This is a genomic window from Aphanothece hegewaldii CCALA 016, from assembly GCF_003007785.1.
Classification (GTDB): domain Bacteria; phylum Cyanobacteriota; class Cyanobacteriia; order Cyanobacteriales; family Microcystaceae; genus Chroococcus; species Chroococcus hegewaldii.
The window spans coordinates 1-25,763 of record NZ_PXOH01000003.1; the positions used below are offsets into that span (position 1 = coordinate 1).

Annotated in this window: 20 protein-coding genes and 2 pseudogenes; 16 read left to right on the plus strand and 6 right to left on the minus strand. The window is 36.8% G+C overall.

The features are described 5' to 3' along the window. The coding region (locus C7H19_RS03395; protein WP_146136487.1) for a thioesterase domain-containing protein at nt 1-1,694 on the plus strand (1,694 nt) is incomplete at its 5' end. A 50-nt stretch (nt 1,695-1,744) separates the two neighbouring features. Here the strand turns inward: C7H19_RS03395 and C7H19_RS03400 are convergent. Beyond that, the gene (locus C7H19_RS03400; RefSeq protein ID WP_106455713.1) at nt 1,745-3,064 is read right to left on the minus strand and encodes an aminopeptidase P N-terminal domain-containing protein; all 1,320 of its coding nucleotides are present in this window, start codon (nt 3,062-3,064) and stop codon (nt 1,745-1,747) included. Nucleotides 3,065-3,190: 126 nt separating this feature from the next. On the opposite strand from C7H19_RS03400, the gene C7H19_RS03405 reads away from it, so the two are divergent. The 3 genes and pseudogenes from C7H19_RS03405 (at nt 3,191) to C7H19_RS03415 (ending at nt 5,933) form a co-directional block, all read left to right on the plus strand. Then, complete coding sequence (locus C7H19_RS03405; protein WP_106455493.1) at nt 3,191-3,403, plus strand: DUF2839 domain-containing protein; 213 nt, start codon at nt 3,191-3,193, stop codon at nt 3,401-3,403. Nucleotides 3,404-3,609: 206 nt separating this feature from the next. Continuing rightward, complete coding sequence (locus tag C7H19_RS03410) at nt 3,610-4,605, plus strand: mechanosensitive ion channel family protein (protein WP_106455494.1); 996 nt, start codon at nt 3,610-3,612, stop codon at nt 4,603-4,605. Further along, nucleotides 4,602-5,933 (plus strand): annotated as a pseudogene (locus tag C7H19_RS03415) (DUF2254 domain-containing protein). The gene C7H19_RS03410 and the pseudogene C7H19_RS03415 overlap by 4 nt, the downstream one beginning before the upstream one ends. Nucleotides 5,934-5,943: 10 nt before the next feature. Here the strand turns inward: C7H19_RS03415 and C7H19_RS03420 are convergent. Both C7H19_RS03420 and C7H19_RS03425 read right to left on the minus strand, forming a co-directional pair. Further along, entirely contained in the window at nt 5,944-6,888 is a 945-nt protein-coding gene (locus C7H19_RS03420) for a GNAT family N-acetyltransferase (protein ID WP_106455495.1), read from the minus strand. 151 nt (nt 6,889-7,039) lie between these two features. Beyond that, nucleotides 7,040-8,743, minus strand: coding sequence for a cation:proton antiporter (locus tag C7H19_RS03425; protein WP_106455496.1), 1,704 nt, complete (start codon nt 8,741-8,743; stop codon nt 7,040-7,042). A gap of 187 nt (nt 8,744-8,930) precedes the next feature. Between C7H19_RS03425 and C7H19_RS03430 the strand changes: the two genes are divergently transcribed. From C7H19_RS03430 to C7H19_RS03450, 5 genes are all read left to right on the plus strand, one after another. Continuing rightward, entirely contained in the window at nt 8,931-9,503 is a 573-nt protein-coding gene (locus C7H19_RS03430; RefSeq protein ID WP_245927271.1) for a DUF3038 domain-containing protein, read from the plus strand. 5 nt (nt 9,504-9,508) lie between these two features. After that, nucleotides 9,509-10,888, plus strand: a complete 1,380-nt coding sequence (locus C7H19_RS03435; RefSeq protein ID WP_106455498.1) for a DUF4335 domain-containing protein — start codon at nt 9,509-9,511, stop codon at nt 10,886-10,888. Nucleotides 10,889-10,961: 73 nt separating this feature from the next. After that, nucleotides 10,962-12,500 (plus strand): CHAT domain-containing protein, encoded by a 1,539-nt coding sequence (locus C7H19_RS03440; protein ID WP_106455499.1) that lies wholly within the window; start codon nt 10,962-10,964, stop codon nt 12,498-12,500. A 164-nt stretch (nt 12,501-12,664) separates the two neighbouring features. Next, nucleotides 12,665-13,420, plus strand: coding sequence for a MinD/ParA family ATP-binding protein (locus C7H19_RS03445; protein WP_106455500.1), 756 nt, complete (start codon nt 12,665-12,667; stop codon nt 13,418-13,420). A 47-nt stretch (nt 13,421-13,467) separates the two neighbouring features. Next, a complete protein-coding gene (locus C7H19_RS03450; RefSeq protein WP_181280518.1) occupies nt 13,468-16,263 on the plus strand; it encodes a 4Fe-4S binding protein in 2,796 nt (931 codons plus the stop codon). Here C7H19_RS03450 and C7H19_RS03455 read toward each other — a convergent pair whose 3' ends face one another. Beyond that, nucleotides 16,264-17,115: a hypothetical protein gene (locus tag C7H19_RS03455; RefSeq protein WP_146136488.1), complete on the minus strand. Its 852-nt coding sequence runs from the start codon at nt 17,113-17,115 to the stop codon at nt 16,264-16,266. A 174-nt stretch (nt 17,116-17,289) separates the two neighbouring features. On the opposite strand from C7H19_RS03455, the gene C7H19_RS03460 reads away from it, so the two are divergent. Then, nucleotides 17,290-18,807 (plus strand): NAD(P)H-hydrate dehydratase, encoded by a 1,518-nt coding sequence (locus tag C7H19_RS03460; protein ID WP_106455503.1) that lies wholly within the window; start codon nt 17,290-17,292, stop codon nt 18,805-18,807. An 85-nt stretch (nt 18,808-18,892) separates the two neighbouring features. On the opposite strand, the gene C7H19_RS03465 is transcribed toward C7H19_RS03460, so the two are convergent. Next, nucleotides 18,893-19,516, minus strand: coding sequence for a hypothetical protein (locus tag C7H19_RS03465; RefSeq protein WP_106455714.1), 624 nt, complete (start codon nt 19,514-19,516; stop codon nt 18,893-18,895). Nucleotides 19,517-19,639: 123 nt separating this feature from the next. Here C7H19_RS03465 and C7H19_RS03470 point away from each other — a divergent pair, with 123 nt between their 5' ends. The 6 genes and pseudogenes from C7H19_RS03470 to C7H19_RS03495 form a co-directional block, all read left to right on the plus strand. After that, nucleotides 19,640-19,981 carry a ribbon-helix-helix domain-containing protein gene (locus tag C7H19_RS03470; RefSeq protein ID WP_245927273.1) on the plus strand — a complete coding sequence of 114 codons (342 nt, stop codon included), beginning with the start codon at nt 19,640-19,642 and terminating at the stop codon, nt 19,979-19,981. Beyond that, complete coding sequence (locus tag C7H19_RS03475) at nt 19,978-20,286, plus strand: type II toxin-antitoxin system RelE/ParE family toxin (RefSeq protein ID WP_106455504.1); 309 nt, start codon at nt 19,978-19,980, stop codon at nt 20,284-20,286. Before C7H19_RS03470 ends, C7H19_RS03475 begins: the two co-directional genes overlap by 4 nt. A 35-nt stretch (nt 20,287-20,321) precedes the next feature. Beyond that, on the plus strand, nt 20,322-22,877 hold the full coding sequence (locus C7H19_RS03480; RefSeq protein WP_106455505.1) for a M1 family metallopeptidase: 2,556 nt from the start codon (nt 20,322-20,324) through the stop codon (nt 22,875-22,877). Nucleotides 22,878-22,962: 85 nt separating this feature from the next. After that, nucleotides 22,963-23,322 carry a hypothetical protein gene (locus C7H19_RS03485; RefSeq protein WP_219907572.1) on the plus strand — a complete coding sequence of 120 codons (360 nt, stop codon included), beginning with the start codon at nt 22,963-22,965 and terminating at the stop codon, nt 23,320-23,322. A 14-nt stretch (nt 23,323-23,336) separates the two neighbouring features. Then, nucleotides 23,337-23,735, plus strand: a complete 399-nt coding sequence (locus C7H19_RS03490; protein ID WP_106455506.1) for a hypothetical protein — start codon at nt 23,337-23,339, stop codon at nt 23,733-23,735. Between the two features lie 17 nt (nt 23,736-23,752). After that, nucleotides 23,753-24,022, plus strand: a pseudogene (locus C7H19_RS03495) (aminopeptidase); the annotation flags it as partial. A gap of 80 nt (nt 24,023-24,102) precedes the next feature. Here the strand turns inward: C7H19_RS03495 and C7H19_RS03500 are convergent. Further along, entirely contained in the window at nt 24,103-25,593 is a 1,491-nt protein-coding gene (locus tag C7H19_RS03500) for a hypothetical protein (protein WP_219907573.1), read from the minus strand. Between the last annotated feature and the right edge of the window lie 170 nt (nt 25,594-25,763).

Below are 25,763 nucleotides of genomic sequence, written 5' to 3' on the forward strand. Positions count from 1 at the left end.
CGCGTCTATTTAATACTTATGGTCCCACAGAAACAACCGTCGTCGCCACACAATACGAAATAACTTCATCTATTGACATCAATACAGTACTAATTGGAAAACCATTAAACAACGTTCAAACCTATATCTTAGACCAATACTTACAACCCGTACCTGTTGGAGTACTAGGAGAATTGCACATCGGAGGAAGACAACTAGCGAGGGGCTATCTAAACCGTCCTCAACTCACACAAGAGAAATTCATTCCCAACCCTTTTAGTAATGACCCATTGGTTAAATTATATAAAACGGGTGACTTGGCGCGTTATTTAAGTGATGGAAATATTGAATATGTCGGACGCATCGATAATCAAATAAAATTACGAGGATTTCGTATAGAATTAGGAGAAATAGAAAGCATTTTGATACAACATCCTGAGATTCAAAACGCTGTAGTAATAATGAGAGAAACAGCATCAGGAGACAAACAATTAGTAGCTTATTTAGTTGCTCCTGAACAACCTATAAATAATATCCGTGCTTTCTTACAGGAAAAACTTCCCCCTTACATTATTCCTCAAAATTTTGTCTTTTTAGAATCATTTCCCCTGTCTTTTAATGGTAAACTCGACCGTAAAGCATTACCAACACCCGATAATCTCAATCGAAATTCATCAAATTTTATTGCACCAAGAGACCTTTTAGAACAACAACTCTCGATAATGTGGTCAGAGGTTTTAGAGCTTAATTCGATTGGAATTCGAGATAATTTTTTTGAAATAGGCGGACATTCCCTGTTAGCTGTTCAATTAATGTCTTTGATTAAACAACAGTTTGGACAAAATTTACCTTTAGCAACTCTTTTTCAGTATCCAACCATTGAACAATTAGCGAGTTTGTTACGCCAAGAAGCTAATTTAAGCTTACATTCTCCTTTAGTTTCTATTCAACCCAAAGGAACTAAACCACCATTATTCTTTGTTCATCCTGTCGGTGGAATGGTTTTATGTTATTTTGATTTAGCCCAACAATTAGGAACAGAACAACCTTTTTATGGATTACAAGCAGGAAATTTAGATAAGATGAATAGTGTTGAAGAAATGGCGCAATACTATTTAGAAGCAATTCAAACTGTACAACCTCAAAGTCCTTATTTAATTGGGGGTTGGTCTTTCGGTGGTTTAGTAGCTTATGAAATAGCGCAACAACTTCAAAAACAGGGTGAAACGGTTTCTTTTTTAGGCTTAATTGATACCCACATTCCTGATGACGAGCCTTTAAATTTAGAGCATCCTCTGAATTTATTAGCAGATTTATTTAATATTGAACGTCCAGAAATTGAGCCAGAATATGTAAATCTAAGCCAAGAAGAACAACTTATTTATGCTTTTGAAATTGCCCAAAAAACAAATTTAATTCCCGATGATTTTGATTTAGAACAAGCACAATATCTCTGGCAAGTTTATCAAAAAAATGTTATGGCTTTAAATGCTTATAAACCGCAATCTTATACAGGACAAATTACTTTATTTCAAGCAACCGAAAATACTTTAGCTCAAGAAATCCAAAATAATCTAGAAAAATGGAGTGAATTAACAACTAATGAAATTAATAATTATTTGCTTTCAGGAACTCATTACACAATCGTTCGTCCTCCTTTTGTTGCTGATTTAGCATTGTGTTTAATACAGTGTTTGACAAACCTCACACCCTAACCCCCTCTCATAAAAAGCGAGGGGGAAAATGGTAAAAGAATCCTACATGATTAATGTTCTATTTCTTCAATTAATTTAGGTGTAGAACAGGTTAAAACATCATGTCCTGTTTCTGTTACTAATACATCATCTTCAATGCGTATCCCAATACCTCGCCATCTTTCAGGTACTTCGGGTTGTCCTTCAAAAGGTTTAAAATCGGGTGATATATAAATTCCAGGTTCAACCGTTAAAACATGACCAGATTGTAGAATTTGCCACGTTTCCTCATTACATTTATAACCTCCCGCATCATGAACATCCAAACCTAACCAATGTCCCGTCCTGTGCATATAAAAAGGCTTGTATTTTTCCTCTTTAATAATTTCTTCAATATCCCCAACTAATAAACCTAAATCCATTAAACCTTCAACTAGAACCCTAACGGCTGTATCATGAAAACAATTATAAGGTTGACCAGGTTGTACAGCTTCAATTGCTTTTAATTGTGCCGTTAAAACAAGTTCATAAATGATTTTTTGTTCGGGTGTAAATTTTCCATTTACGGGAAAAGTGCGGGTAATATCGCCGTTGTAATACCCATAGGAACAACCCGCATCAATGAGCAGTAAATCATTATCTTGTAGCTGACAGTTATTCTCGATATAATGCAGAATACAAGCATTTTTACCCGATGCAACAATTGACGGATAAGCAGGCCCAATTCCCCCTTCAATACGGAAAGTATGTTCAATTTCGGCTTGAATTTGATATTCATATTTTCCGACTTTAGCAAATTCTCTCGCCCTATTGTGTGCCATAGCAGAGATAGCAGTCGCTTGACGAATCATTTCTAATTCAGCAGGACTTTTCACCAAACGCATTGGATGAAGAATAAAATTAGTATCTTCTATTGCTACGGGGGCGGTTCCTCGTTTCGGGTAGCCAGCTATGAGACGTTGCCAGTGAGAAAGAATAGTATCATTAAACTTATGATCGCGTCCTAAATGATAGTATATGCGATCGGCTTTTTCGATATACTGGGGTAACTTTTCGTCTAATTCGTGAATTGAATAAGCTTCATCCGCTCCAAAATCCTGTTTAACCCCCTCTACTCCCCAACGATAACCCGTCCAAGTTTCTTTTTCTGGGTCTTTCGGCTGTACAAAAAGAATAAAGCGATGTTCCGCATGATGAGGCGCTAATACTGCAACCGCTTCGGGTTCATTAAACCCCGTCAAATAAAAAAAATCGCTATCCTGACGATAAACATACTCTACATCGGAGTGCATCACGGCATGAGGCGCACTGCGAAAAATCGCTGTACCATTGCCTACTTTTTCCATCAACCGTTCTCTACGTTGACGATATTCTGCTTGAGTAATGTCCATCATAAGGGCGTTAAGTATCTACAAATAAAGATTTATCTCTTTATATTATGGAAAAAAATTAATCTCATGGTTGACAGTTCTTGGAACAAGCTATGATCATTCATAAACGCTACTATCTTTAAGACTATGGGTGAATCAAAACGTCGTAAAGCAGCGCTCGGCGAAAAATACGGACAAGAAGAAAAAATCGTCTCTTGGCTTCCTTTTACCAACAAACAAGCCGAAGAAGCTTATAAAATAACCACTAAAGGAGCTTGGGTTGGTATTGGTGTTTTAGCAGCCATTTGGTTTACCATCTGGTTTATTGGTCCTGCGTTCGGTTGGTGGATGGTTCAGTGAATTAACCGACCTTTGCGAGAAATTGTTGTTATTGGTGCTTTTATTTTTTATGGCACCAGTTCTTGTTCTAAAAGCTGTATCAAGCTGATCGCAAACTGAATCGGAATTTAACCCATTAGCATCATAAGAATTTATCAACCTCAGATAGAAGATAATTTTACTTAATTTGTTTAAAATTCTGCAATCATTTATTAATCAACGATGGAATGAACGCAGAAATATCGATTATTTGGGACAAAATGCAGAAAATGGTCAATGATTTCCTATCTCTGCTGCCCAACCTGATCTTAGCATTAATTGTCTTTGCTATCTTCTTCTTTACAGCTAGGACTATTAAGCGAGTCGTGAGAAACCTGACACGCAACCATCGCCAAGCGCGAAATCTAGGTTTAGTGCTAGGGCGATTGGCACAAGGAACAACAGTTCTACTCGGATTATTTATCGCATTGTCGATCGTAATTCCGTCACTAAAAGCAGGGGATCTAATTCAACTATTGGGAATTAGTGGAGTTGCGATCGGATTTGCTTTCCGGGATATCTTACAAAATTTCCTTGCGGGTATATTGATCCTTCTAACTGAACCCTTTCAAATTGATGATCAAATTATCTTCAAAGATTTTGAGGGAACAGTAGAACAAATTCAAACACGCGCCACAATGATTAGAACCTACGATGGTAGGCGTATCGTCATTCCAAATTCAGAGTTATTTACCAATTCTATTATTGTAAATACCGCATTTTCTCACCGCCGTTTCGAGTATGACATTGGGATCGGTTATGGGGATGACATCAACACAGCAAGACAATTAATCTTAGAAGCAATTCACGAAACTGATGGAGTTCTACAAGATCCTGCCCCTGATGCAATTGTCGTCGCGCTTGCTTGTAGTACAGTCAACATCCGCGCTCGTTGGTGGGTACAACCGCCGCGTCGTGCCGATGTCCTAAAAGTTCAAGATCAAGTATTAACAAATATCAAAAATAAGTTAATGAGCAATGGGATTGATTTACCCTTCCCAACACAGCAAATTTTGTTTCATGATCAGACTGAAGCAACAGATGGCGATCGCACTCGTCAACGGGAAGGTTGGCCATCCAAAAAAGGCCAAGATCCACAGCCCCGTAGTATTAGCGATGCAGTCTCCAAACTTGCTCAAATCAAAAATCAGCGAAATGGGAACGCCGAACAGGATAACCGATGAAACAGACTAAATTTAGCCAACTTTGGGATTCACTACATTCTAGTTTCTGGTTTGTCCCAACCCTAATGGTTATTTTAGCGAGCGCACTTTCATTCATCACAATTCAACTTGATCAAACGCTAAAAACGGATATTATTGGACAGCTTGGCTGGGCTTATTCTCTTGGCCCTAGTGGTTCACGCGCCATACTTTCTGCGATCGCTGGCTCAATGGCTACTGTTGCTACAACTGCCTTTTCTATTACAATTGTTGCGCTTCAGCTTGCATCTTGACAATTTGGCCCTCGATTGTTGCGTAACTTTATGCAAGATACGGGCAATCAGATTGTACTCGGAACATTTATCTCGACCTTTGTTTATAGCTTGCTGGTACTGCGAACGATCAATGGCGTTGAAGAAAACGAATTTGTACCCCATCTTGCCGTGACGTGTGGTATCGGATTAGCAATCGCTAGTATTTGTGTACTCATTTACTTTATCCATCATTCGGCCTCTTCGATCCAAGTCGATCAAGTCATTACTAAAGTTGGTATTGAATTAGAGGATGCAATTGATCGGCTTTTTCCCGACAAAATAGGAAGGGGTGCATCAAAGTTAAGCCAAGAACCGATAACGGACATTCCAACTAATTTTGAGCGTGATGCTTACTCAATTAAAGCCATCAATAGCGGCTATATTCAAGCCATTGATCATCATCAGCTTATGAAGATTGCGACAGAAAATAACCTGCTGTTGAGAGTTCAGAACCGCCCAGGAAATTTCGTTGTTAAAGGTAGTGAGCTTGTACTGGTTTTCAGTGAGGAACGGGTTAACAAAAAGCTTACAAAGCAGATTAACGATACTTTCGTTTTGGGATTACAACGCACAGAGCAACAAGACGTAGAATTCTCCGTCAACCAGCTTGTTGAGATTGCTGTACGCGCTCTTTCGCCTGGAATTAACGATCCATTTACTGCCATTCGGTGTATTGATCAACTGAGTGCAGCCCTGTGTGATCTAGCTCAAAGAGAGATACCTTCTCCCTATCGCTACGATAATAATAACAAGCTTCGTATTATTGCTGAACCGATTTCATTCGCGGATGTGACAGATGCTGCTTTTAACCAAATTCGACAGTATGGAAAAACGAGTGTAGCGGTTACGATACGATTACTAGAAGCGATCGCTGTTATTGCTCCTTTTACCTATCATAAAGCAGACAGTGCCTCACTATTGCGTCATGCTAAGATGATTGAGCGCGGTAGCTACGAGGGAATTTCAGAGGAGTTAGACCGCGAAGATATCAAAGAACGATATCTAGCAGCAGTTAAAGCACTCAAACAAGCATAATTTAGCCTAATTACCGCCAATCATCGAGAACGAAAACATCAGGACGATTAAAACCTACTTTATTGGGTTTCTGCATAGCTACCCCCGTAATTTCTGTGCGGAACCCAAGATTTAGCATTGTACAATAAGCTTCATGACGACTGGTATTCACCCCTGCTCGTAACTTCGTCAAACCTTGAGTAAAACTAAACGCCTCACACAATTCCAGTAATCGCTCAAAGTGTTCACCTGCTTTATCTGTAGGTCGAATTGCACCAAATTTAACAAAACAAGTCTGATGACCCGCTTCAGTTCCTTGGCCACAGTGACAAACCGCAAAACCCAGCAAACGGTCATTATCCCACAACATCACCGTATCACCAAGTTTTAGAGTATCAACTGCTTGAATTTCTTTAGATAAATCTAATCCATCATAGATAGCATCAGTCAGACTTTGACACTCAAAGAGAGCGATCGCTTTTTCGCTTTCATTAAATTGAGAATAACAACTTTGAGACAAATTTAACTTAAGCGGTTGTATCGATTTCGCCATCACTGGAGTGAGAAACTGAGGATAAAAGCCGAATTTTTGATACAGTCCGTGATGTTTTGAGCTATTAGGAAAAGTAAAAAGTCCTGCTTGTTGTATTCCCCATGCTTCAAATCGTTCCATTTCTGCCGCTACCAATGATTTAGCAATACCTTTCGCCCAAAAATCAGGATGAACACTTAAAGGTCCAAAAAAAGCAAAACTACCCCAATGAACCCCTAAAATTGAGCCGACTAATTGTTGATTCATTTGAGCAGCAAAAGCCCCACTAGGTTCGGTTTTCCAACGATGGGGAAAATGAGCCGCACCACTCTCAAATTGCATCGGGTCGGGTAAACCAATAAAAGTACCAAAAGCCAAGCGAAAAATCTGGTCAGCTTTGGCTAATTCTTGTTCTTGTAAAAGACGGATTATAATTTCTGACATGATAGACCTGCACAACATTAAAAATGGGTTATTAGATAAGTAAAGAACAACTTAGAAAACCAGATATTTTATTAAATTTAACTTTAGCGAATCCGTATAACAGGACATTTTTATAGGGTATTTATAACGAATTTAGTAACCTAAGATTAATCTAAGTTTCTACTGGAGATTGAGGTAATTCAGTTAATGAATTGAGTTCGTTTTTCAGTTCTTCTGATAATTCTCCTTCTTTAATCGCTTCTAATTTAATAACTTCTTGAATTGCTTCTTGAATTGCTTCTTGTTTAAATTCTATTTCTCTATTTTTAGCCAGCATTTCTTTAAGGAGAGATCGAGGATTATCATTAATTCTTCCTGAACGAATAAACTCAGCATAGGTATCCGCTTCTATATTTAAAAGAGTTTCTCGCAATTGTTCGACTGGTAAAAACTTTAATTGTGGATTTGCGGTTGTCAATTCTTTAATTTTTTCTTCAATATTCTTAAGTTGTTTTTCAATTAATTCCTGTTCTGCTTGATAAACTTGTGCATTAAAATCAGCCGATTTATCTAGAGATTCCATATAATTTAGAATACGATTAAGAGCGACCTTTTGAGCTAATAATTCTGAATATTCTAATCGAAGAGGCTGATCACCGATTAAATTGAGTTTATTTAATAACCACTGAATTGATAAACCTTGAACTAATAATGTAAATAATACTACGCCAAAAACAGTTTCAATAATTTCTTGACGCGCTGGAACAATAATCGGTAAACTCAAAGCGAGTGCAACTGAAACAGAACCTCTTAAACCACTCCACCATAATACAGTCTGTTCTCGCCAATTAATCTTACTTTCGGCGATAAAATTACTAAAATTACCTAAACCAAAAATACTAATAAAACGAGTTATTACTACGGCTAAAATCGCAATACCAATGACTTTAAAATTATCAGTTAAACTCGAAAATTTAACCTGATCACCAATTAAAAGAAAAACAATTGAATTCACAAAAAAAGCGAAGAACTCCCAAAACTCAGTTACTAATTGACGAGTTCGGGGATTCATGCCAATCCGAGAACCAAAATTCCCTAAAATAATCCCGACAATAACAACACCAATTACCCCAGATCCTCCTAATTCTTCCGTTAATAAATAAGTTCCATAAGCCGACACTAAAGTTAAAGATTGCTCAACTGATGGAACATCAATTCTTTGAGTTAGATAAGAAATTCCAAAACCAATTAAACCCCCGATGACCACGCCCAAACCAACATAAGTTAAAAAACGATTGAGAGTTTCAGACAGTGAAAAATCGTGAACACCGACCGGCATTTCCGCTAAGAGAAGAAACGCCACAACTGCCACCCCATCATTAAATAAACTTTCGCCTTCCATTAGCGTTAGTAAACGATTACTTGCGCCCAATTCTTTGAATAATGCGACAACTGCAACTGGATCGGTTGAAGCCAAACTTGCACCCACTAATAAAGCCGTTACTAAAGATAAAGACGTAAATTCATCTAAGGCAAATCCCACCCCAATCATTGAAATGATGACACCAACGATCGCAAAAAGACTTACAGGTAGCCAATTTTCTTTTAATTCTCGCCATCGGGTATTCCAAGCGGCTTCAAACAATAGAGGAGGCAGAAAAATTTCTAGAATTAACTCTGGAGAAAGATTAACTAAACGAATATCTAAAAACGCTAATCCCAAACCAACAATCACCAAAAGGAGAGTATAGGGAATTTGGCGAAACCAAGTAAAAATCTTGGAAATGGTGGCGACACTCAAAGAAACGGAAAGAACAATTAAAAATTTTTCTAAATTTTCCTTAATGGCTGCATCGGCTACTGATTCTAAACTCATAAAGGGGATGTAAAAACGGCGGTAAATGGATAGAATATCTGGCTGTGAGTCCGTCTAAACTATTGTATTACTGTTGATCACCAGAAAAATAGCTCAAATACAGGTTAGAATCTCTCTATTAAACTTCTGAGCAACTCAGGTTTTTTGTTAAAAGCCCTTTTTTTGACTTATGCCCCCTGAAGTGAAAATGCCTACATCTGCCCGAAATTGGGAGGATTTACCTCTAAATACGCCGCCTGATGGTCAACACTTAGATAACATGAAAGCCCATCTAGACTTGATTTTAATGGCTTTAGAGGCCTTGACTGAAATTAGCTCAGATGGCATTTTACAGGCAGTCCACGCGCTAAACTTAGAAGAGGTGATCGCAGATCGAGTAGCCTTGTGGCGATTACGTCAGTCTAATCCTAAACGAAAAAGTTCGGGCGGACGAAAAAAAATGGATGTTGAAGAAGCGCGATCGCTGGTTATTATTATCGGTTATCTCGCTCAAGAACACAGAGAATTACTTCGTCGGGCTGTCGGTTTACTAGAACAAATGATCGCACAAAATCAAGAACCTCATCAAGCTTCCCTTCTAGGGGATTACCTCGACAACTTTAGCCAAATCTATCAAGATAGGCTAGAAGAAGGCGAAAAAGTGACAACCCAATCACTCACCCAATTAGCCTTTAAACTATTAGTCGATTTATTGTTTTACAGTAGTCATAATGGTCATCGTCGTCTTTGGTTAGCCCTTCTAGATTATTCAATTCCTTAAATCTTATGTTTTCTCAAGAAGTCCTGATTCGTCGTTATACACCTCCTACCTGTACCCTAGAATTATCGGGTAATCGTTCTAGATTGTATTTATGGACGGGACAAAATCGTGTAAAAGATATAGGCTTTATACTACGGTTTGATGATCCGAGAAATCCCACCGAAGACCAAATTATCGTAAAAGGCGATCGCACCCAATTACAAATTTTTAGTGATGTCGTCAATCACTATATCCAAAACTTTCTTAAAACCTCATCCTCTCATCTTCCTCTAACAGCCAGTTCGACGGCTACCCTCTTACAACCTACTATTACCCTGCCCTCGATCCCTTCCCTACACCCCCTAGGGCTTCTCAGACATGAATTATCTTTCGGTTCTTTAATCGTCGAACCCCCTCAATCTTCCGTTTCCCTAACCGCTTCTCAACTCTATGATTTAGCCAACGCCTTAGAAGAATATAAGACTGATATATCAATTTTACCAGCGATCGCCAAACCCAAATTGCAGCAAGTCGCCACAACATGGTTAGGAACCGCAGTAGCAGCATTTTTGATCGCATTAGGTGTCGGTACAGCAAGTCTAAAAATTCGAGAAAATCTCCAACAAACCGCAAGTCTTCCCGAAGCAAATTCTAAACCCGCCGAATCGATCGTCAAAGATGTTTTACCCCCCGTTCCCACACCGCCAACTGGTACACCAGTTCCATCTCCTAGTATTCCGCCAACCTTAGCGCAACGTCAACCCCTACCCACACCATCGACAGTCGTCGCCTTACCCCCACCACCGCGCAATCCCTCGATACCCGTCGTCATTCCTCCTAGAGCAGTCTTACCACCGCCTCCAGTAGTTCCAAGCGCCAACAATCCAGCGATTATTATTACACCTCAAACCAGCAACCCATCAACAGTTCAACCCTCTAGAACCCTACCCACTTTACCCCCTCCAGTTGCGCCCAGATCGACGCAAAACCTTTCACCACAGACGTTTAATCCAAATCCACCCGCGCCAAACTTACCAGAGTTACCCCCTCTAGCATCATCACAAGAGACCGAAACAGCTAAAACAATCAGCACACAAAGTGATAAAAGTCAAGCAACTTTATTAGATACCATTCCTCAAGTCGGTGAAGCTAGACAATATTTTAAGGAACGTTGGAAACCGCCAGAAAGCTTACAACAAACCTTAGAATACCGTTTAGTCCTAAGTCAAGATGGTTCGATTAGTCGAATTACTCCATTAGGTCAAGCGTCTAAAATTTATTTAGATCGGACTGGGATGCCATTAATCGGAGAAACTTTTGTATCTCCTCTAGAAGTTGCTGGAAATCCTCAAATACGACTGGTTTTAAGTCCAGATGGAACCGTTAGAACATTCATGGAACAATAATTAATTGGGCAAATTTCTTCGCTCAAGATAACTTAATGAAAAGCCAAACTCATAATAATTAGAGCTGATGTAGATGTATACTGAGAGTGACTCCTCATTGAGTCTGTCGATCGCCCGTTTATCTCAAATAAACTCCAATCACTTTGCAATCTGGGTAACACGTTCTGCGATCCCAGGTGGGTATGTTCATCATGATTGTACATGGCCCGAAAAATTAACTCAACTCTGGTTAGCTTGGCAAGAATTTTATTCACTACAAAAAGTGGCTTTTCCGTTTGCCACCCCCGACTCACTCCCCCTTTTATTCCATCCCGAAGCAGGGGAAAGCTATAGCACTCAAGTAATGCAAGAATTAGGAATCAACTTATGGAACTGGTTATTTAGTGGCGCAATTAATCAAAGTTTAGCTCAAAGTTGGGGAATGGCATTAGGACAAAATCGATCGCTACGCATTCGCCTAGAAATCCGCGAACCCTACCTAATAACCTTACCCTGGGAAATCATCAAACCATCTCCGAGCAAACAATCGATCTCACTACATCCGCAAATCTTATTTAGTCGTACAACCAGTAATGTTGATCCCCTAGCCTTTGTCCCATATCGCAAAACATTAAACATCTTACTCGTTTTAGGACAAAAAGAACCCTCTAACCTTGCTACAGATGCCACCGTACTCACCCAAATTTCTAAATTAGTCCCATCGAATGTCCCCGTAAAGCTAACAACACTCACTCAACCCACGCCCGCAGAACTAACAGAAGCATTAGATAACGGAGATTATAATATTTTCTTTTATGGGGGACACGGCATGACTGGTCCCAATGGAGGCTACTTATTATTGCATCCAGAAGCCGTGATTAATGGCACAGAACTCGCTCAAACCCTCGTCCGTAATCATATTACCCTCGCCCTTTTTAACGCCTGTTGGGGGGCGCAGAGTGCCACCTGTGAGCAACAGATCTTAGAACAAAGTAGCCTTGCAGAAGTTCTGCTCAATCATGGCGTTCCTGCCGTTTTGGGGATGCGTGACACAATTTCTGATCCAGAAGCGTTATGTTTTATCCAAGCCTTTACCAAAGCATTAACAGGGCGACTTCCTATCGATCATGCGGTTCGAGTCGGTAGACAACAACTGTTAACCATTTACAAATATCATCAACCTGCTTGGACATTACCTATTCTTTATATGCACCCTGAATTTGATGGTGTGTTACTCGAACCAAATAACGCAGGAATTACAGAATTGCCAGATTTACCGCTAAATATCGAACAACCTTTATTTCCCGTTGCCTGTTTACGTCCACTGAAAAACCCTCACAAAGTCTGGCCAATTAATGGGGGACTCATGCGACTCGGCCGACAGAGTGAAAATGATCTAGTCATAGAAGAAAAATGGGTTAGTCATAAACACGGTGAGATCTTCTGTCGTGAAGTTTTAGCGAATTCTGGTTATCAGTATTTCTTTAAAGATTACTCTCGTTTTGGTACCTTTATTTCAACGAATGGCGAATGGCAAAAAATCCATCACCAAGAAATCCCTTTAGAATCTGGGGTACAGCTTCGGTTCGGCAGTCTATCGGGTCAGATTTTAGAATTTTGCATTGAATCATAATTAAATTTTAAGTTTATTTTTTCGTGTGATGATTTTGAGCAATTTTTCGGGAACTTTAGGAATGTAGTCTCTGAGATTGAGCGGTCATTTGGCTGCGCGAAAACATAGCGTAGCCATTTCCTACCTCTTTTATAGTCAAAAAAAGCTGTGACGGAGCAGTACTTATGACGCACATCGTATCTATTCATTCCTACCGGGGGGGAACGGGTAAATCAAACCTCACCGCTAACCTCGCTACAACGATGGCTATGGGGGGAAAGCGAGTAGGGATCATCGATACAGATATTCAATCCCCAGGTGTTCATATTCTCTTTGATTTAGATGAAACCAAAATTCATAAAACCCTTAATGATTATTTGTGGGATCATCAATGTCATGTTAAACAAATTGCTTATGATGTCAGTTATGTACTCAAAAATTATGAGGGAAACGGACAAATCTTTTTAGTTCCATCGAGTATGAAAAGTGAAGATATCGCCACAATTCTTAGTGAAGGCTATGATGTAGAACTATTGCAGAAAGGATTTTATGAATTAAGCGATTATTTAACACTCGATTATCTTTTTATCGATACTCACCCTGGTTTAAATGAAGAGACTTTATTATCGATCGGTTTATCCAATACCCTTGTTATTATTTTACGACCTGACCAACAAGATTATCTCGGAACAGCCGTTATTGTCGAAATTGCTAAAGAATTAGAAGTCCCCAAAATGCTATTAGTTGTCAATAAAGCATTACCTGATTTTGATTTTACAATTCTTAAAGAAAAAGTCCATGAAACTTATCAGCTACCTGTAGGGGGAATTTTTCCCTTATCTACAGAAATGTTGCGTTTAGGAAGTCAAGGATTATTTTGTCTAAAATATCCTGAACATTCTTTCTCTCAAGAATTGCGTCACGTTGTTTCTTATCTTTAGAATGAGAAAAATAATCATATATGTTATCCAAAATTTCCGAAAAATCTATGCACACTGTCCGATGGATTATTACTAGCGGATGGTTGTTACTAATTTTTTCTCTATTCTATGATCCGATTTCTGCCAATTTATTTACTTTTAGCACTTTAAATAATTCAGCAACTTGTATTAAAGTTCAAGGAATTTGTCTATCTCAAAAACCTTATCCATTAGGAAATTCAATCTTTTGGGGTTTAATCATTCCTATTAGTATTTTTATTTTATTTGTTTTTGGTCATGAATTTTGGCGACGCATTTGTCCACTCAGTTTTTTATCACAAATTCCTCGCGCTTTGGGAAAACAACGACGCATTAGTAAAATTGACCCCAAAACAGGACAAAAACGCCATGAACTTATTAAAATTAAACCCGATTCTTGGTTAGGACGAAATCATCTTTATTTTCAATTTGGTTTTTTATATTTGGGTGTCTGTAGTCGAATATTATTTTTAGATTCCCATCGTCTTTTATTAGGTATTTTTTTGTTAGCGACGATTGTTTTTGCAATAACAATTGGTTATTTTTATGCGGGTAAAACATGGTGTCATTATTTCTGTCCGATGGGAACAGTACAAATATTTTATGGTGAACCGAGAGGACTATTAACAAGTATTGCTCATAATAGCGATAAAAATCCAATCACTCAATCGATGTGTCGTCATATTAATCCTGAAAATAAAATAGAAAGTGCCTGTGTAGCTTGTACATCTCCTTGCTTAGATATTGATGCAGAAAGATCATATTGGGAAAGATTTAATCGCTCTGACTATAAATTTATTTCTTATGGTTATGTCGGTTTAGTTATTGGTTTTTTCTTTTATTATTATCTTTATTCAGGTGATTGGCGTTATTGGTTTAATGGAGCTTGGTCACATGATGAAACACAACTTAAAAGCCTATTTTCAGCAGGATTTTATTTAGATGAAACAGCGATAGCTATTCCAAAATTAGTGGCAGTTCCTTTAACAATTGGACTTAGCACTTTTTTAAGTTATCTCATCGGCAAAAAGCTAGAAAAAGCCTATAAATCTTATCAACTACAACGCGATACATTTTTAAATTCCCAACAAGTTCAACATCAAATATTTACACTGTGTACTTTTTTCACTTTTAATTTATTCTTTATTTTTGCTGCTCGCACTTATATAAATATATTACCGATACAGCTACAATATATTTATAATATTTCTTTAGTTATTTTAAGTACAATTTGGCTATATCGAACTTGGGGAAGAAGTCGAGATCTTTATGCTAAAGAAGGTTTAGCAAGTCGTTTACGAAAACAACTGAATCAATTACAGTTAGATGTATCACGATTTTTAGAAGGTCGTTCTTTAGAGCGTTTAAATGTTGATGAAGTTTATATTTTAGCCAAAATTCTACCAGGATTTACAGGAGAAAAAAAATTACGAGCTTATAAAGGTGTTTTAAAAGAAGCTTTAGAAGAAGGATATGTTAACTCTGCAAGCAGTTTAGAAGTGTTACGACAAATGCGTCAAGAATTAGGAATTAGCGAAGATGAACATTTACAAGCTATTACAGAATTAGGAATAGAAAATATTGAATTATTAGATCCAAATATACAACGAACTCGTGAAAATCAATTACGTTTATTTTGGTTTAAACAACGAATTAAAGAATTAGTAACCCATAAAAGACGTAGAGGTGCAACAGGGTTAGGTCGTGAATTATTGAAAGTGATTAAGAAAGAAAAATCAGTTCATGAGGTATTAAAAAAAGATCATAATAGTTGGCGCAATAACTCACAAGAATATAATATTACTCCCGAAGAAGAAGTCTCAATATTAGCAGAATTAGAACCCGAATCACAATTTATTCATCGTAGTAATATTCTTCTCGATCAATTGCAACAATTAGCTGATTCTTATCAAGCTTTAGAGAATAAGAAATTAGCTTTTAAACCTAAACCTTATCTGGTTTCAGGAATTAATATCCTACAAAAAACTATTCAACGTAAACAAAAACTATTTGCTAAAGGAATTTTAGAATTATTAGAAAACCTAGAAAATTCTCCTGATGCAACTCACATCGCTATTGCTTTAGCAAGTTTAGCACCTCAGAGTTTATTAGAATTACTTTCCACTCAAGAAAATGACTGGGAAAAACGCTTAAATTCTTTTTTATTGGCGCGAATTAGAAAACAAATTAAATATGCTAAAACCATTATTTATCCTTTTTCGGAACCCTCGCTTATTCCTTATTTAGAAGTATTAGTCGATGAGTCAGATTCTTTAACTAAAGCAGTTAGTCTATATTTAATGGCATATTTAGATATTCTGCGAGGTCAACAAAAAGCTATTCAACTGTTAGAATCTTACTTAATTCTTAATCCTTTAGTCAAAGAAACAGCCCAAACGGTTTTAAATAATCATTTAACTTCTCAAAACACACTTTTAAAATTACTATATTTATCAAGTTGTGAATTATTTGATAATTTAAAATCAGAACAATTATTAGATCTAGCTTACCAAGCGAATTTCAAAACTTATCATTCATTAGAAATGATCTTAAATATGGGTGAGCTAAATCATGAATTATTGATTTTAGTCGAAGGAGAAGTTAAAGAAGAAAGAGAAAATGGACAGTTTAAGACATTTATTATTACCCCTGTACAAACCCTTAATCAAGTGGAACTATTAGCACAAATTCCGCAAATGTCTAATTTAATTGCGATGGTTTCTGAAACTAAAGTTTTAGCCTTAGATAGCCAGTGTTTTGATACTACTTTTGCTCAAAATCAAGAATTAATGAAAAAAGTTATTAGTCAATTAGCAACTAAATAATTAATTCGGTAATTTGGTCATTTCACCCGTCAAAAGATTTCCCGTAATAGGATTAATTTGATTTACAATAAAAAATGCTTCTTGGGCGACTTTAATTCCATCATCGACTTGAGCTTTAGTAATAATAAATAAAACATCACTTTCACCAGGTGGAGTAGCAATTCCTGTACCATCTGCATTAATATTATAAGGGCGTACAAATGGTGCTGTAACAAAAACTCTTTTTCCGTTGGTTTCTCCTGGAAGATTAACGATCGCATTTCCTGAAAAACTACCCTCACCATCATAATTCATAATGCCTAATCCTAACTGAGAAACTCTTCCCCCATGTCCCGTCAAAGTATAAGCATATTTTCCCTTAAGACTAGCATTTGTAAATTTTCCATCATTAGGTAGTTTAGTCGCTTCTAACTTTAATAAACCTCCAGTTTTTTCGTCTAACTGTTCTTGAATTAAATATAACTTTTGCGCTTGTTTAGCATTATCTTCTTGAGCTTGAGTAATCACAAGTGCTAAATTAACTTCTTTTACTGTACCATCAGGTAAAGAGGTTTTGATGATACTTTGTCCCGTACCATCAGGATTAATTGTATAAGTTCCACTTAAGAGCAATTTTGTTAACATTCTTTCGGAAATTGAAGCCCCTGGTAAATTTTGAATCGTTGTACCAGAAAGTTTTCCTTTTCCATCATAATTAATTACACTAATACCCGCTTGCGGATATTGTCCCCCTATATTTAAAGTAACAACCGCATAGTTTCCTTGTAAGCTTGCATTCGTAAAATTTCCATTGGCTTGAACAACTTTTCCATGTCCTAAAATTAGAAAGAGTGCTAAAATAGAAAAAAACAAGCAAAAAAACTGAAATCTTTTAACTAAAAAGAATTCTTTAAGCATATCAAATCATTAGAAAAAACAATCAAAGGTTAAAGAACGAGAATTAACAGCGAGATGTAATAAACATATCATGATTTGCCAAAAAAATTTTTAACCAACGTGGTCTTTCTGATGGCAAAAAATAACATTATGTCTCATTTTAGAGAATCCCTAGAATCTATAGTTGTTTCTGCGAACCAAATGTCACAAATTGAGGGGCGCATTTTTGAAGCTGGAATGCCCGTTGCAGCTTTAATGGAAAAAGCCGCAGGAATAGTCGCTACTCGTATTCAACAACTTTATCCTTTTCAAAAAGTTTCAATTGGCGTTTTAGTCGGGCCGGGTCATAATGGAGGCGATGCTTTAGTTGTAGCCAGAGAATTACACTTACAAGGTTACTCCATTTCGATTTATCAACCTTTCAGCAAACTTAAAGAACTAACTTTACAGCACGCCCGATATACCAATAGTTTAGGCATACCTCATCATCAAACGATTCAAGCCTTACAAGAGTGTGAATTGATTATAGATGGTTTGTTTGGCTTTGGTCTAGAACGATCGCTTACCTCGGATCTCGCGGATGCAGTCAACCTTCTTAACCAATGGCAAAAACCCGTTATTAGTATTGATATTCCCTCTGGTATTCATACTGACACAGGAGCGGTTTTAGGAGCAGCAGTTAAAGCAACACATACTCTTTGTCTGGGTTTATGGAAACGGGCGATTTTTCAAGATACAGCCTTAGAATACATTGGAAAAGCCGAAAGACTAGACTTTGGTATCCCTCATTCAGATGTATGGGCTATTTTAGGACAAAATCCCCTAATACAACAGATTACACCCACTCTAGCTCGTTCTTTTCTCCCTTTACCTCGTCCTCTCGTCACCCACAAATACAAACAAGGACATTTACTCCTCATTTGTGGTTCCTCTCGTTATGCAGGAGGGGCAATTCTCGCGGGTTTAGGCGCAAGGGGAAGCGGTGTCGGAATGCTTTCTATCGCCGTTCCTACGTCCTTAAAACCCCTTCTGGTGAGCCATTTACCCGAAGCCTTGATCATCGATTGTCCCGAAACCGAAACGGGAGCGATCGCCCAGTTACCGTCTTTAAGTCAGTATGATATTATTGCTTGTGGACCTGGTTTAACGCAGGATGCAGAGACTATTATCGAACAGGTTTTACAGAGTGAGCAACCTTTAGTACTCGATGCAGATGGCTTAAATATCTTGGCTAAACTGGGAATAAGTAAAATCTCTACAAGACAAAATCCGACGATTTTAACACCCCATTTAGGCGAGTTTAAACGATTATTCCCTAGTATAGAAAATCTCGATCGCATTAGTGCTGTATCCGAAGCTGCTCGACAAAGTGGTGCAATAGTACTATTTAAAGGAGCAAGAACAGCGATCGCACATCCAGACGGTAAAATATGGCTCATTCCCCAGAGTACACCCGCTTTAGCGAGGGGAGGAAGTGGGGATATATTAACTGGTTTACTAGGTGGGTTACTCGCACAGTCTAAGCAACCCGTAGATAAGACAGTAGCGATCGCTGCATGGTTACATTCCCAAGCAGGTATTAAAGCAGCAAAAGATAAAACAGAGTTAGGGGTAGATGGCATTACTTTAGCACAGTATATTAATTTAGCAGTCTCGGAACTACTATAAAAATCTGTGTTTCTAGAAGACGCGACATATTTTTATCGAGAAGACGCGATATATTTTTATGGAGAAGACGCGATATATCTCGTCTCTACTTTAGATCTACATTAAAACAAGTCGTATTCGCATACACCCAAAACTCTGTTACCATTCCTTCGGGGGAAGCAGGATAGTACTCTTGACCTAATACCACTAAAGGATCTTTCGTAAAACCAGACGCACCCTCATTATATTCCTCCGCGCCTAAATGCCCCAAAACATTCGCCGCAAAGACTACTTGAGGTTGTTTTCCTCCCAGTAGACACATATATTCAGTTTCAACGGTTTTAGCAGCACTTGAAGAAGGAACCGCATGAAATACAATAGTAAAACCGCCACTAATACCCAATGATTGAAAAGTTTGAGATTTGCCAACAAACTGATCAATAACATCCTGTGGAAAATTATACTGTTTTAGTTGGTTTTGTAAACCCGTCAAATCTGCGCCACCGACTTTTAAAATTTTTGCCATCGCTTCATGAGAAAGAGGATATTCATCTTGTACAAAAGCGCCTTCCGTCTCCCCAATAAACACCGGTGCGCCACCTGTGGGAATATGTATCCAGTAGTAAGTATCTGCTTTTTTGCCAAATGCTAGAGCAGGGGTTATAAAAATATATAATACGACAGACAGAATCATTAAAGTCTTTATGATTTTACCAAGGATGCGTTTCATAGAAGCTTTTTTCCATACTTGATCGATCAGATACATTGTAACTACAATAAAAACATGAGTGGGATAGAATTTGAGTGGGATAACCAAAAAGCTAAATCTGTTTTCTTTAATAGGGGACTTTTTATGATGCAAGAAGAATATGATTTTTCCCAATCTGTTCAAAATTTTTATCTAAAAAAGCTTAAAAACAAAACAATTATGAGCATTACACTTAACTCCGAACAAGAAAAATTTATTCAAACTCAACTAGAAAGTGGCCGTTTTACAGATGCGATGGAAGTCATTCAAACAGCTTTTCATCTGCTGGAAAAACTTAATGATGATTATTTACAATGGGTAGAAGAGACTCGTCAAAAAGTTGATTTAGCGATCGCTGAATTAGACAGAGGCGAAGGACACGACGGCGAGACAGTAGTTAAAGAAATTTTAGAACGATTTAAACAAGCACGTCAAGAAACAGAATGAATCGTTACATTATTTCGCCATCAGCTACCCGTGATTTAAACACCATTGCCGATTATTTTCTGACTAGAAATGTAGAGACAGGAGAAAAATTATTTCAGGAGTTTAATCAAAAGTGTCAAAAACTGACTCAATTTCCCCTTTTAGGACGAAGCTACAACCATATTAAACCTTCACTACGAGGTTTGTCTTTAATGAATGGATACATCATATTTTATAGAGTGAGCAATGGAGTAATCGAAATTTTACGAGTAGTCAATGGTCGTCAGGATTTAGAGGCTTTATTTGATGATTACAATGCACAATAATAAAAGAAATAAAAATATCCAACTCATCATCCCTCATGTCATACAAATATTTCGATACTGAAGACAATCGTAAATCCTTTGAATTACCAGGTGCTAAACCTCACTATAACCCAGATCGCCCAGGACAAGTAAATCATATATTCCTCGATCTAAGTCTAGATATTCCAAATAAAAGCTTTCAAGGAACTTGTACCATTACTCTAACTCCCATTCGCACAGGTGTTACACAGCTTGTTTTAGATGCAGTTGATTTACAAATTCAGTCCGTTTTAATCGATAATATCAGTCAACCCTTTACATACGATCGCTCCTCACTGCTCATTCATCTCCTCACACCAACCACCACTCAACCCATCAAGATCGCAATAACATACAAAGTCGAACACCCACAGCGAGGACTCTATTTTATCGCACCAGAAGAACATTACCCAAATAAACCCGTACAAGTTTGGACACAGGGAGAAGATGAAGACTCTCGTTTCTGGTTTCCTTGTTTTGATTATCCAGGACAACTAGCTACATCGGAAATACGAGTAAAAGTACCATTACCCTATTATGCTATTTCTAACGGAGAATTAATATCCACCGAAGAAATAGGCGAAAATATAATCTATCATTGGTCACAAAAACAAATTCATCCAACCTATCTGATGACATTAGCGGTGGGAGACTTTGCAGAAATAAAAGACAGTTGGAATAATATCCCCGTCAACTACTATGTCGAGAAAGGAAAAGAAACCGAAGCTATTCTGAGTATGGGGAAAACTCCCCGTATGGTGGAATTTTTCTCCAATAAATTCGGTTATCTTTATCCTTTTCCCAAATATGCTCAAGTCTGCGTCGATGATTTTATTTTTGGGGGGATGGAAAATACCTCTACCACGATTTTAACCGATCGCTGTTTACTCGACGAACGTGCTAGTATAGACTCACTCCGTACCGAAAGTTTAGTCGCTCATGAACTCGCTCATCAATGGTTCGGTGACTTAGTAGTGATTAAACATTGGTCCCATGCTTGGATTAAAGAGGGCATGGCTTCTTATTCTGAGGTATTATGGGTAGAACAAGAATACGGTAAAGATGATGGGGCATATTATTTATTAGGTGAAGCGAGAAGTTATCTAGATGAAGATGCAAACCGCTATCGTCGTCCCATTGTCACCCATGTTTATCGAGAAGCGATAGAATTATACGATCGCCATTTATACGAGAAAGGTGCCTGTGTGTATCATATGATTCGTACCATCTTAGGTGACGAACTATTTACCAAAGCGATCCATACCTTCGTTAAAGATAACGCACACAAGACCGTAGAAACCATCGATTTATTGAGAGCGATCGACCAAGCAACAGGATATAATTTAATGTTCCTGTTCGATCAATATGTGTTCCGAGGTGGACATCCTGATTATAAAATTTCTTACTCATGGGATGGAGAAAGTAACTTAGCTAAACTGACTGTAACCCAAACCCAAAGCGAAAAAGAATTATTTGATCTCAAAATCCCGATCGGCTTCGGATATACATACAATATACAAAATGTCAAGATATATACACTACGAATTCATGAAAAAGAACAAAGTTTTTATTTTCCTTTAGAGACAAAACCCGACTTTATTAGCTTTGATGTTGGTAATAATTTCCTCAAAACCGTTACCTTAGAATATCCTTTACCCGAACTAAAAGCACAATTAAAGCATGATCCAGATCCCATTTCTCGCATTTATGCAGCACAAGCAATAGGTAAAAAAGGTGGGTTAGAAGCAATAGAAGCATTATCAGCAGCATTAACTCAAGATCCGTTTTGGGGAGTGCGTTTAGAAGTAGCAAAACAACTAACCAGCATTAACCTCGATCAAGCAGTAACCGCAGTCATTCAAGGGTTACAGGATACACATCCAAATGTCAGACGCGCTGTAATTGATGGTTTAAGTCAAAGTAAAACCCTTGTTAGTTATAACATCCTGAAAACATTTTTAGAACAAGGAGATCCTAGCTATTACACCGAAGCAGCAGCAGCAAGAGTATTAGGGGGAATGGTTTACGGAAATCTTAAAGAAAAAGAACCCGAAGTTATTGCATTACTCAAAAACGTCTTAGAAACTCGTTCTGGATGGAATGAAGTGATAAGATCTGGAGCAATTGGAGGATTAAGTCAGTTAAAAACCTCACCTGTAGCCGTTGATATTATCTTAGAATATACAAAATTGGGTGTACCTCAACCCTTGCGTTTAGCGTCCATTCGTGCATTAGGTGCGGTATCGGTTGGACAAACACCCGATAAACTCCAAGCTATCCTAGAAGAATTAAAAAATATTACCCAAGAAAGCTTTTTCTTGACTCAAGTCTCGGTTAGTATTGCATTAGGACAAATGGAGACACCCAAATCGATCGCAATTCTCCAATCTCTTTCTAATAGTACCCCAGATGGACGAGTCAAACGCATGACCTCTGAAGCCATGCAACGAGTGCAAAAAAACCTAGGATCAGACAAAGCATTAAAAGGAATACGAGAAGAAGTCGAACAACTCAAACAAGAAAACCAAGATCTTAAAAGTCGTCTCGCTAAACTAGAAGCAAAAACGAATTAATATAGTGAGGGGATAGAATAAGTTCCTGTCTCCTTCTCCTTTGTTGCTCCGATTTTTCCCATGAATTATCATAAACTTATCATCGATGAACCATTTACCCAATGATTGGAAAGATATTCAACCTGATATTGTCTATCAAACCAATAAAGGTAAATTTGTTGCTTTTGCTAAAACTCAAATTGAACTCGGCAAAAAGTACGATCCAAATAACAAACACCTTAAAGCTATAGAAAAAGGAGAAGTATCACCTAGAGGAAATATGGGTTTAGTCCCTTCGGAACAAGAAGGATACTATCTCAAATCAAAAGTGTTAGGTAAAGGAGGAGATTACCGCTTTCATGCAAAATATATCGCTCGCTCAATTAAAATAGATGAAGATGAACAAGAAATAAATGAACAATTATATATGATTTTATATTTTTCAGGTTTCATGACCGCTCATTAAAATGGTAAATTTATATGCAATCAGAACTTTATAAAACTTTAACTACTTTAGAAAAATTATCACCTAAAGCATTAGAAGCTATTGGACAAGAACACTTAGAATATTCTAACTATAAAATTATTGGCTATTGGGATGAAACTAAGCAATATTATGAAGAGATCACCTTAAAAAAAAACTGTTTTGTCAAGTTATCCAGTTATTCAATTGAGAAGCATTTTATTAATTCGTCTAAGAATTTTTGGATTAAACTTAAATTTAAAATTCAAGCTGAAGAAGTCAACACAAATATTAATAATATAATTGGTGAAATGATTTTAATTTTAGATCATCAATTTCAATATATTGATGAAAATTGGTTAATTGATGTTAATTCTCCTTTTGTAGTTGCTAAAGTAGAAAAAGAAATTAACTAAAACTTTTAAATATTACCCAAGAAAGCTTTTTCTTGACTCAAGTCTCGGTTAGTATTGCATTAGGACAAATGGAGACACCCAAATCGATCGCAATTCTCCAATCTCTTTCTAATAGTACCCCAGATGGACGAGTCAAACGCATGACCTCTGAAGCCATGCAACGAGTGCAAAAAAACCTAGGATCAGACAAAGCATTAAAAGGAATACGAGAAGAAGTCGAACAACTCAAACAAGAAAACCAAGATCTTAAAAGTCGTCTCGCTAAACTAGAAGCAAAAACGAATTAATATAGTGAGGGGATAGAATAAGTTCCTGTCTCCTCATTTATCTTGTACTTAAAACGAATTTATTCTAAAAAGCAATAATTTTAATTAATTTTTGTAATACATTCAGCATCCAAAACCGTTAAATTTTTACTTTTTTTTATTGAACATTGCTCCACAACTTCAGTAAGAGCAGGTATTTCTCCTTGTTTTAACTGTTGGGAAGTTTTTAAAATAACATTATTAAAAGAACTATTAACAAGCCATTTTTGTTGCAACAGATAATCTAATGAAAAGGTTGTTGGTTCGAGCATTATATAATCTATTCCATATTTATTAATTAACTTTTGTGTATCGCCTAAATTTGTACTATATTGCGCTTTAATTAAATCAATTGCTCTTTGTTTCATTTGATTATAGTAAACTGGATGAATGGGTAAAGCAAATTCTGTACTAAATAAGACTGAACGTTTGGCAAAAGCTGGTATATTACTGGTATCAGAGGCTAAAGATGCTACTAAAATATCTTTGGGTTTTGATGCGTAAAAATGATATATTTCTGGATTTTCTCCAATTCTCCATTCTTGTAGTCTTAAAAATAATGGTGGAATAAAACTAGGAATTAAAAGTAAAATGATGCCGAAAGTTAGGATAATTTTCTTTTTTTTATTTAATTGATTCTCTAAATATTCGATTAAAATACAAATCAAAATAGCTGTAAAAATAGCCAAGATAAATCGAAGAATATGATAAGTATAACGTCCAGGGAAATATAGAATTAGCGGGACAAAAGAAGCGATGATAAACATCATTAAAGAAGCGATAAAAAGTTGCAATAAAATTGTTATATTTATAAATATTCGTGATTTTTTTAAAGCCAAAGGTAAAAATAAACCAAGCAAAATAAAAGGAGGAAATATTGGCGCACCTAAACCAGAACTACTTTTAAAAGGTAAAAAAAATGGATTAAAACCAAAATATTCTATTCTTCCATTAAGTTGATATTCTGGCATTATTTTCATTTTATTTATTGTAATTACTGAACCAAATTCAGAAACGTGTAAAGCAAAAGGAAGAAGCACAATTAAAGAAGTTACTAAACCGAAAAACCAAAAAATATAATTTATTTGATCTTGAGTGAATCTAATTTTATTATTTTGCCAATCAAATAATCGAATAGTTAGTAAAACATTTTCCACAAAAACTAACTGAGGAAAAAATAAACCTTGTAAGGCAATAGTTATTAAACAAGGAATGAGCGATCGCTTTACCAGATAATATAAAAATGCTGCAAAAATCGGATATACAAATGCTCTTGGTGTTCCCGAAACTAAATCATCTTTTAGCCAAATATTTATATTTAATATAAGAGTTGCTAAAAATGCACCAAAGGAAATAGGTAAAATTTCAAGAAAGAATCTAAACAAATAAAGCGTTGTAATAATTGCCAGAAAAATCGGAATAATTTTAGCAAGAATTAAGGGTGAAATTCCTGATTTTGCTCCTAGCCAATAAGAAAATTTATAGCCAATTGGGGCGACGGAATGAAAATAATTAGAAATTAAATCATTTTTAAATAGTTCAGGATCAATCAATTGTTGTAGCCAAACAATATGTTGACGTGCATCATCTTGTACAATATAAGGCTGGCTAAAAGAATAATAAAGAGAAATTAAGCCAAAATATAAAGGAGCAATGAGACTAGCAATTAACCAAAATTTGGATGATTTATTTAATAATTTCATATTTTTTCACATTATAATTT

Coding starts and splice junctions, on each gene's coding strand:
- C7H19_RS03400 (WP_106455713.1), bottom strand. CDS start 3,064: ATGGACATTACTCAAGCAGAATATCGTCAACGTAGAGAACGGTTGATG.
- C7H19_RS03405 (WP_106455493.1), top strand. CDS start 3,191: ATGGGTGAATCAAAACGTCGTAAAGCAGCGCTCGGCGAAAAATACGGA.
- C7H19_RS03410 (WP_106455494.1), top strand. CDS start 3,610: ATGAACGCAGAAATATCGATTATTTGGGACAAAATGCAGAAAATGGTC.
- C7H19_RS03420 (WP_106455495.1), bottom strand. CDS start 6,888: ATGTCAGAAATTATAATCCGTCTTTTACAAGAACAAGAATTAGCCAAA.
- C7H19_RS03425 (WP_106455496.1), bottom strand. CDS start 8,743: ATGAGTTTAGAATCAGTAGCCGATGCAGCCATTAAGGAAAATTTAGAA.
- C7H19_RS03430 (WP_245927271.1), top strand. CDS start 8,931: ATGCCTACATCTGCCCGAAATTGGGAGGATTTACCTCTAAATACGCCG.
- C7H19_RS03435 (WP_106455498.1), top strand. CDS start 9,509: ATGTTTTCTCAAGAAGTCCTGATTCGTCGTTATACACCTCCTACCTGT.
- C7H19_RS03440 (WP_106455499.1), top strand. CDS start 10,962: ATGTATACTGAGAGTGACTCCTCATTGAGTCTGTCGATCGCCCGTTTA.
- C7H19_RS03445 (WP_106455500.1), top strand. CDS start 12,665: ATGACGCACATCGTATCTATTCATTCCTACCGGGGGGGAACGGGTAAA.
- C7H19_RS03450 (WP_181280518.1), top strand. CDS start 13,468: ATGCACACTGTCCGATGGATTATTACTAGCGGATGGTTGTTACTAATT.
- C7H19_RS03460 (WP_106455503.1), top strand. CDS start 17,290: ATGTCTCATTTTAGAGAATCCCTAGAATCTATAGTTGTTTCTGCGAAC.
- C7H19_RS03465 (WP_106455714.1), bottom strand. CDS start 19,516: ATGAAACGCATCCTTGGTAAAATCATAAAGACTTTAATGATTCTGTCT.
- C7H19_RS03470 (WP_245927273.1), top strand. CDS start 19,640: ATGATGCAAGAAGAATATGATTTTTCCCAATCTGTTCAAAATTTTTAT.
- C7H19_RS03475 (WP_106455504.1), top strand. CDS start 19,978: ATGAATCGTTACATTATTTCGCCATCAGCTACCCGTGATTTAAACACC.
- C7H19_RS03480 (WP_106455505.1), top strand. CDS start 20,322: ATGTCATACAAATATTTCGATACTGAAGACAATCGTAAATCCTTTGAA.
- C7H19_RS03485 (WP_219907572.1), top strand. CDS start 22,963: ATGAACCATTTACCCAATGATTGGAAAGATATTCAACCTGATATTGTC.
- C7H19_RS03490 (WP_106455506.1), top strand. CDS start 23,337: ATGCAATCAGAACTTTATAAAACTTTAACTACTTTAGAAAAATTATCA.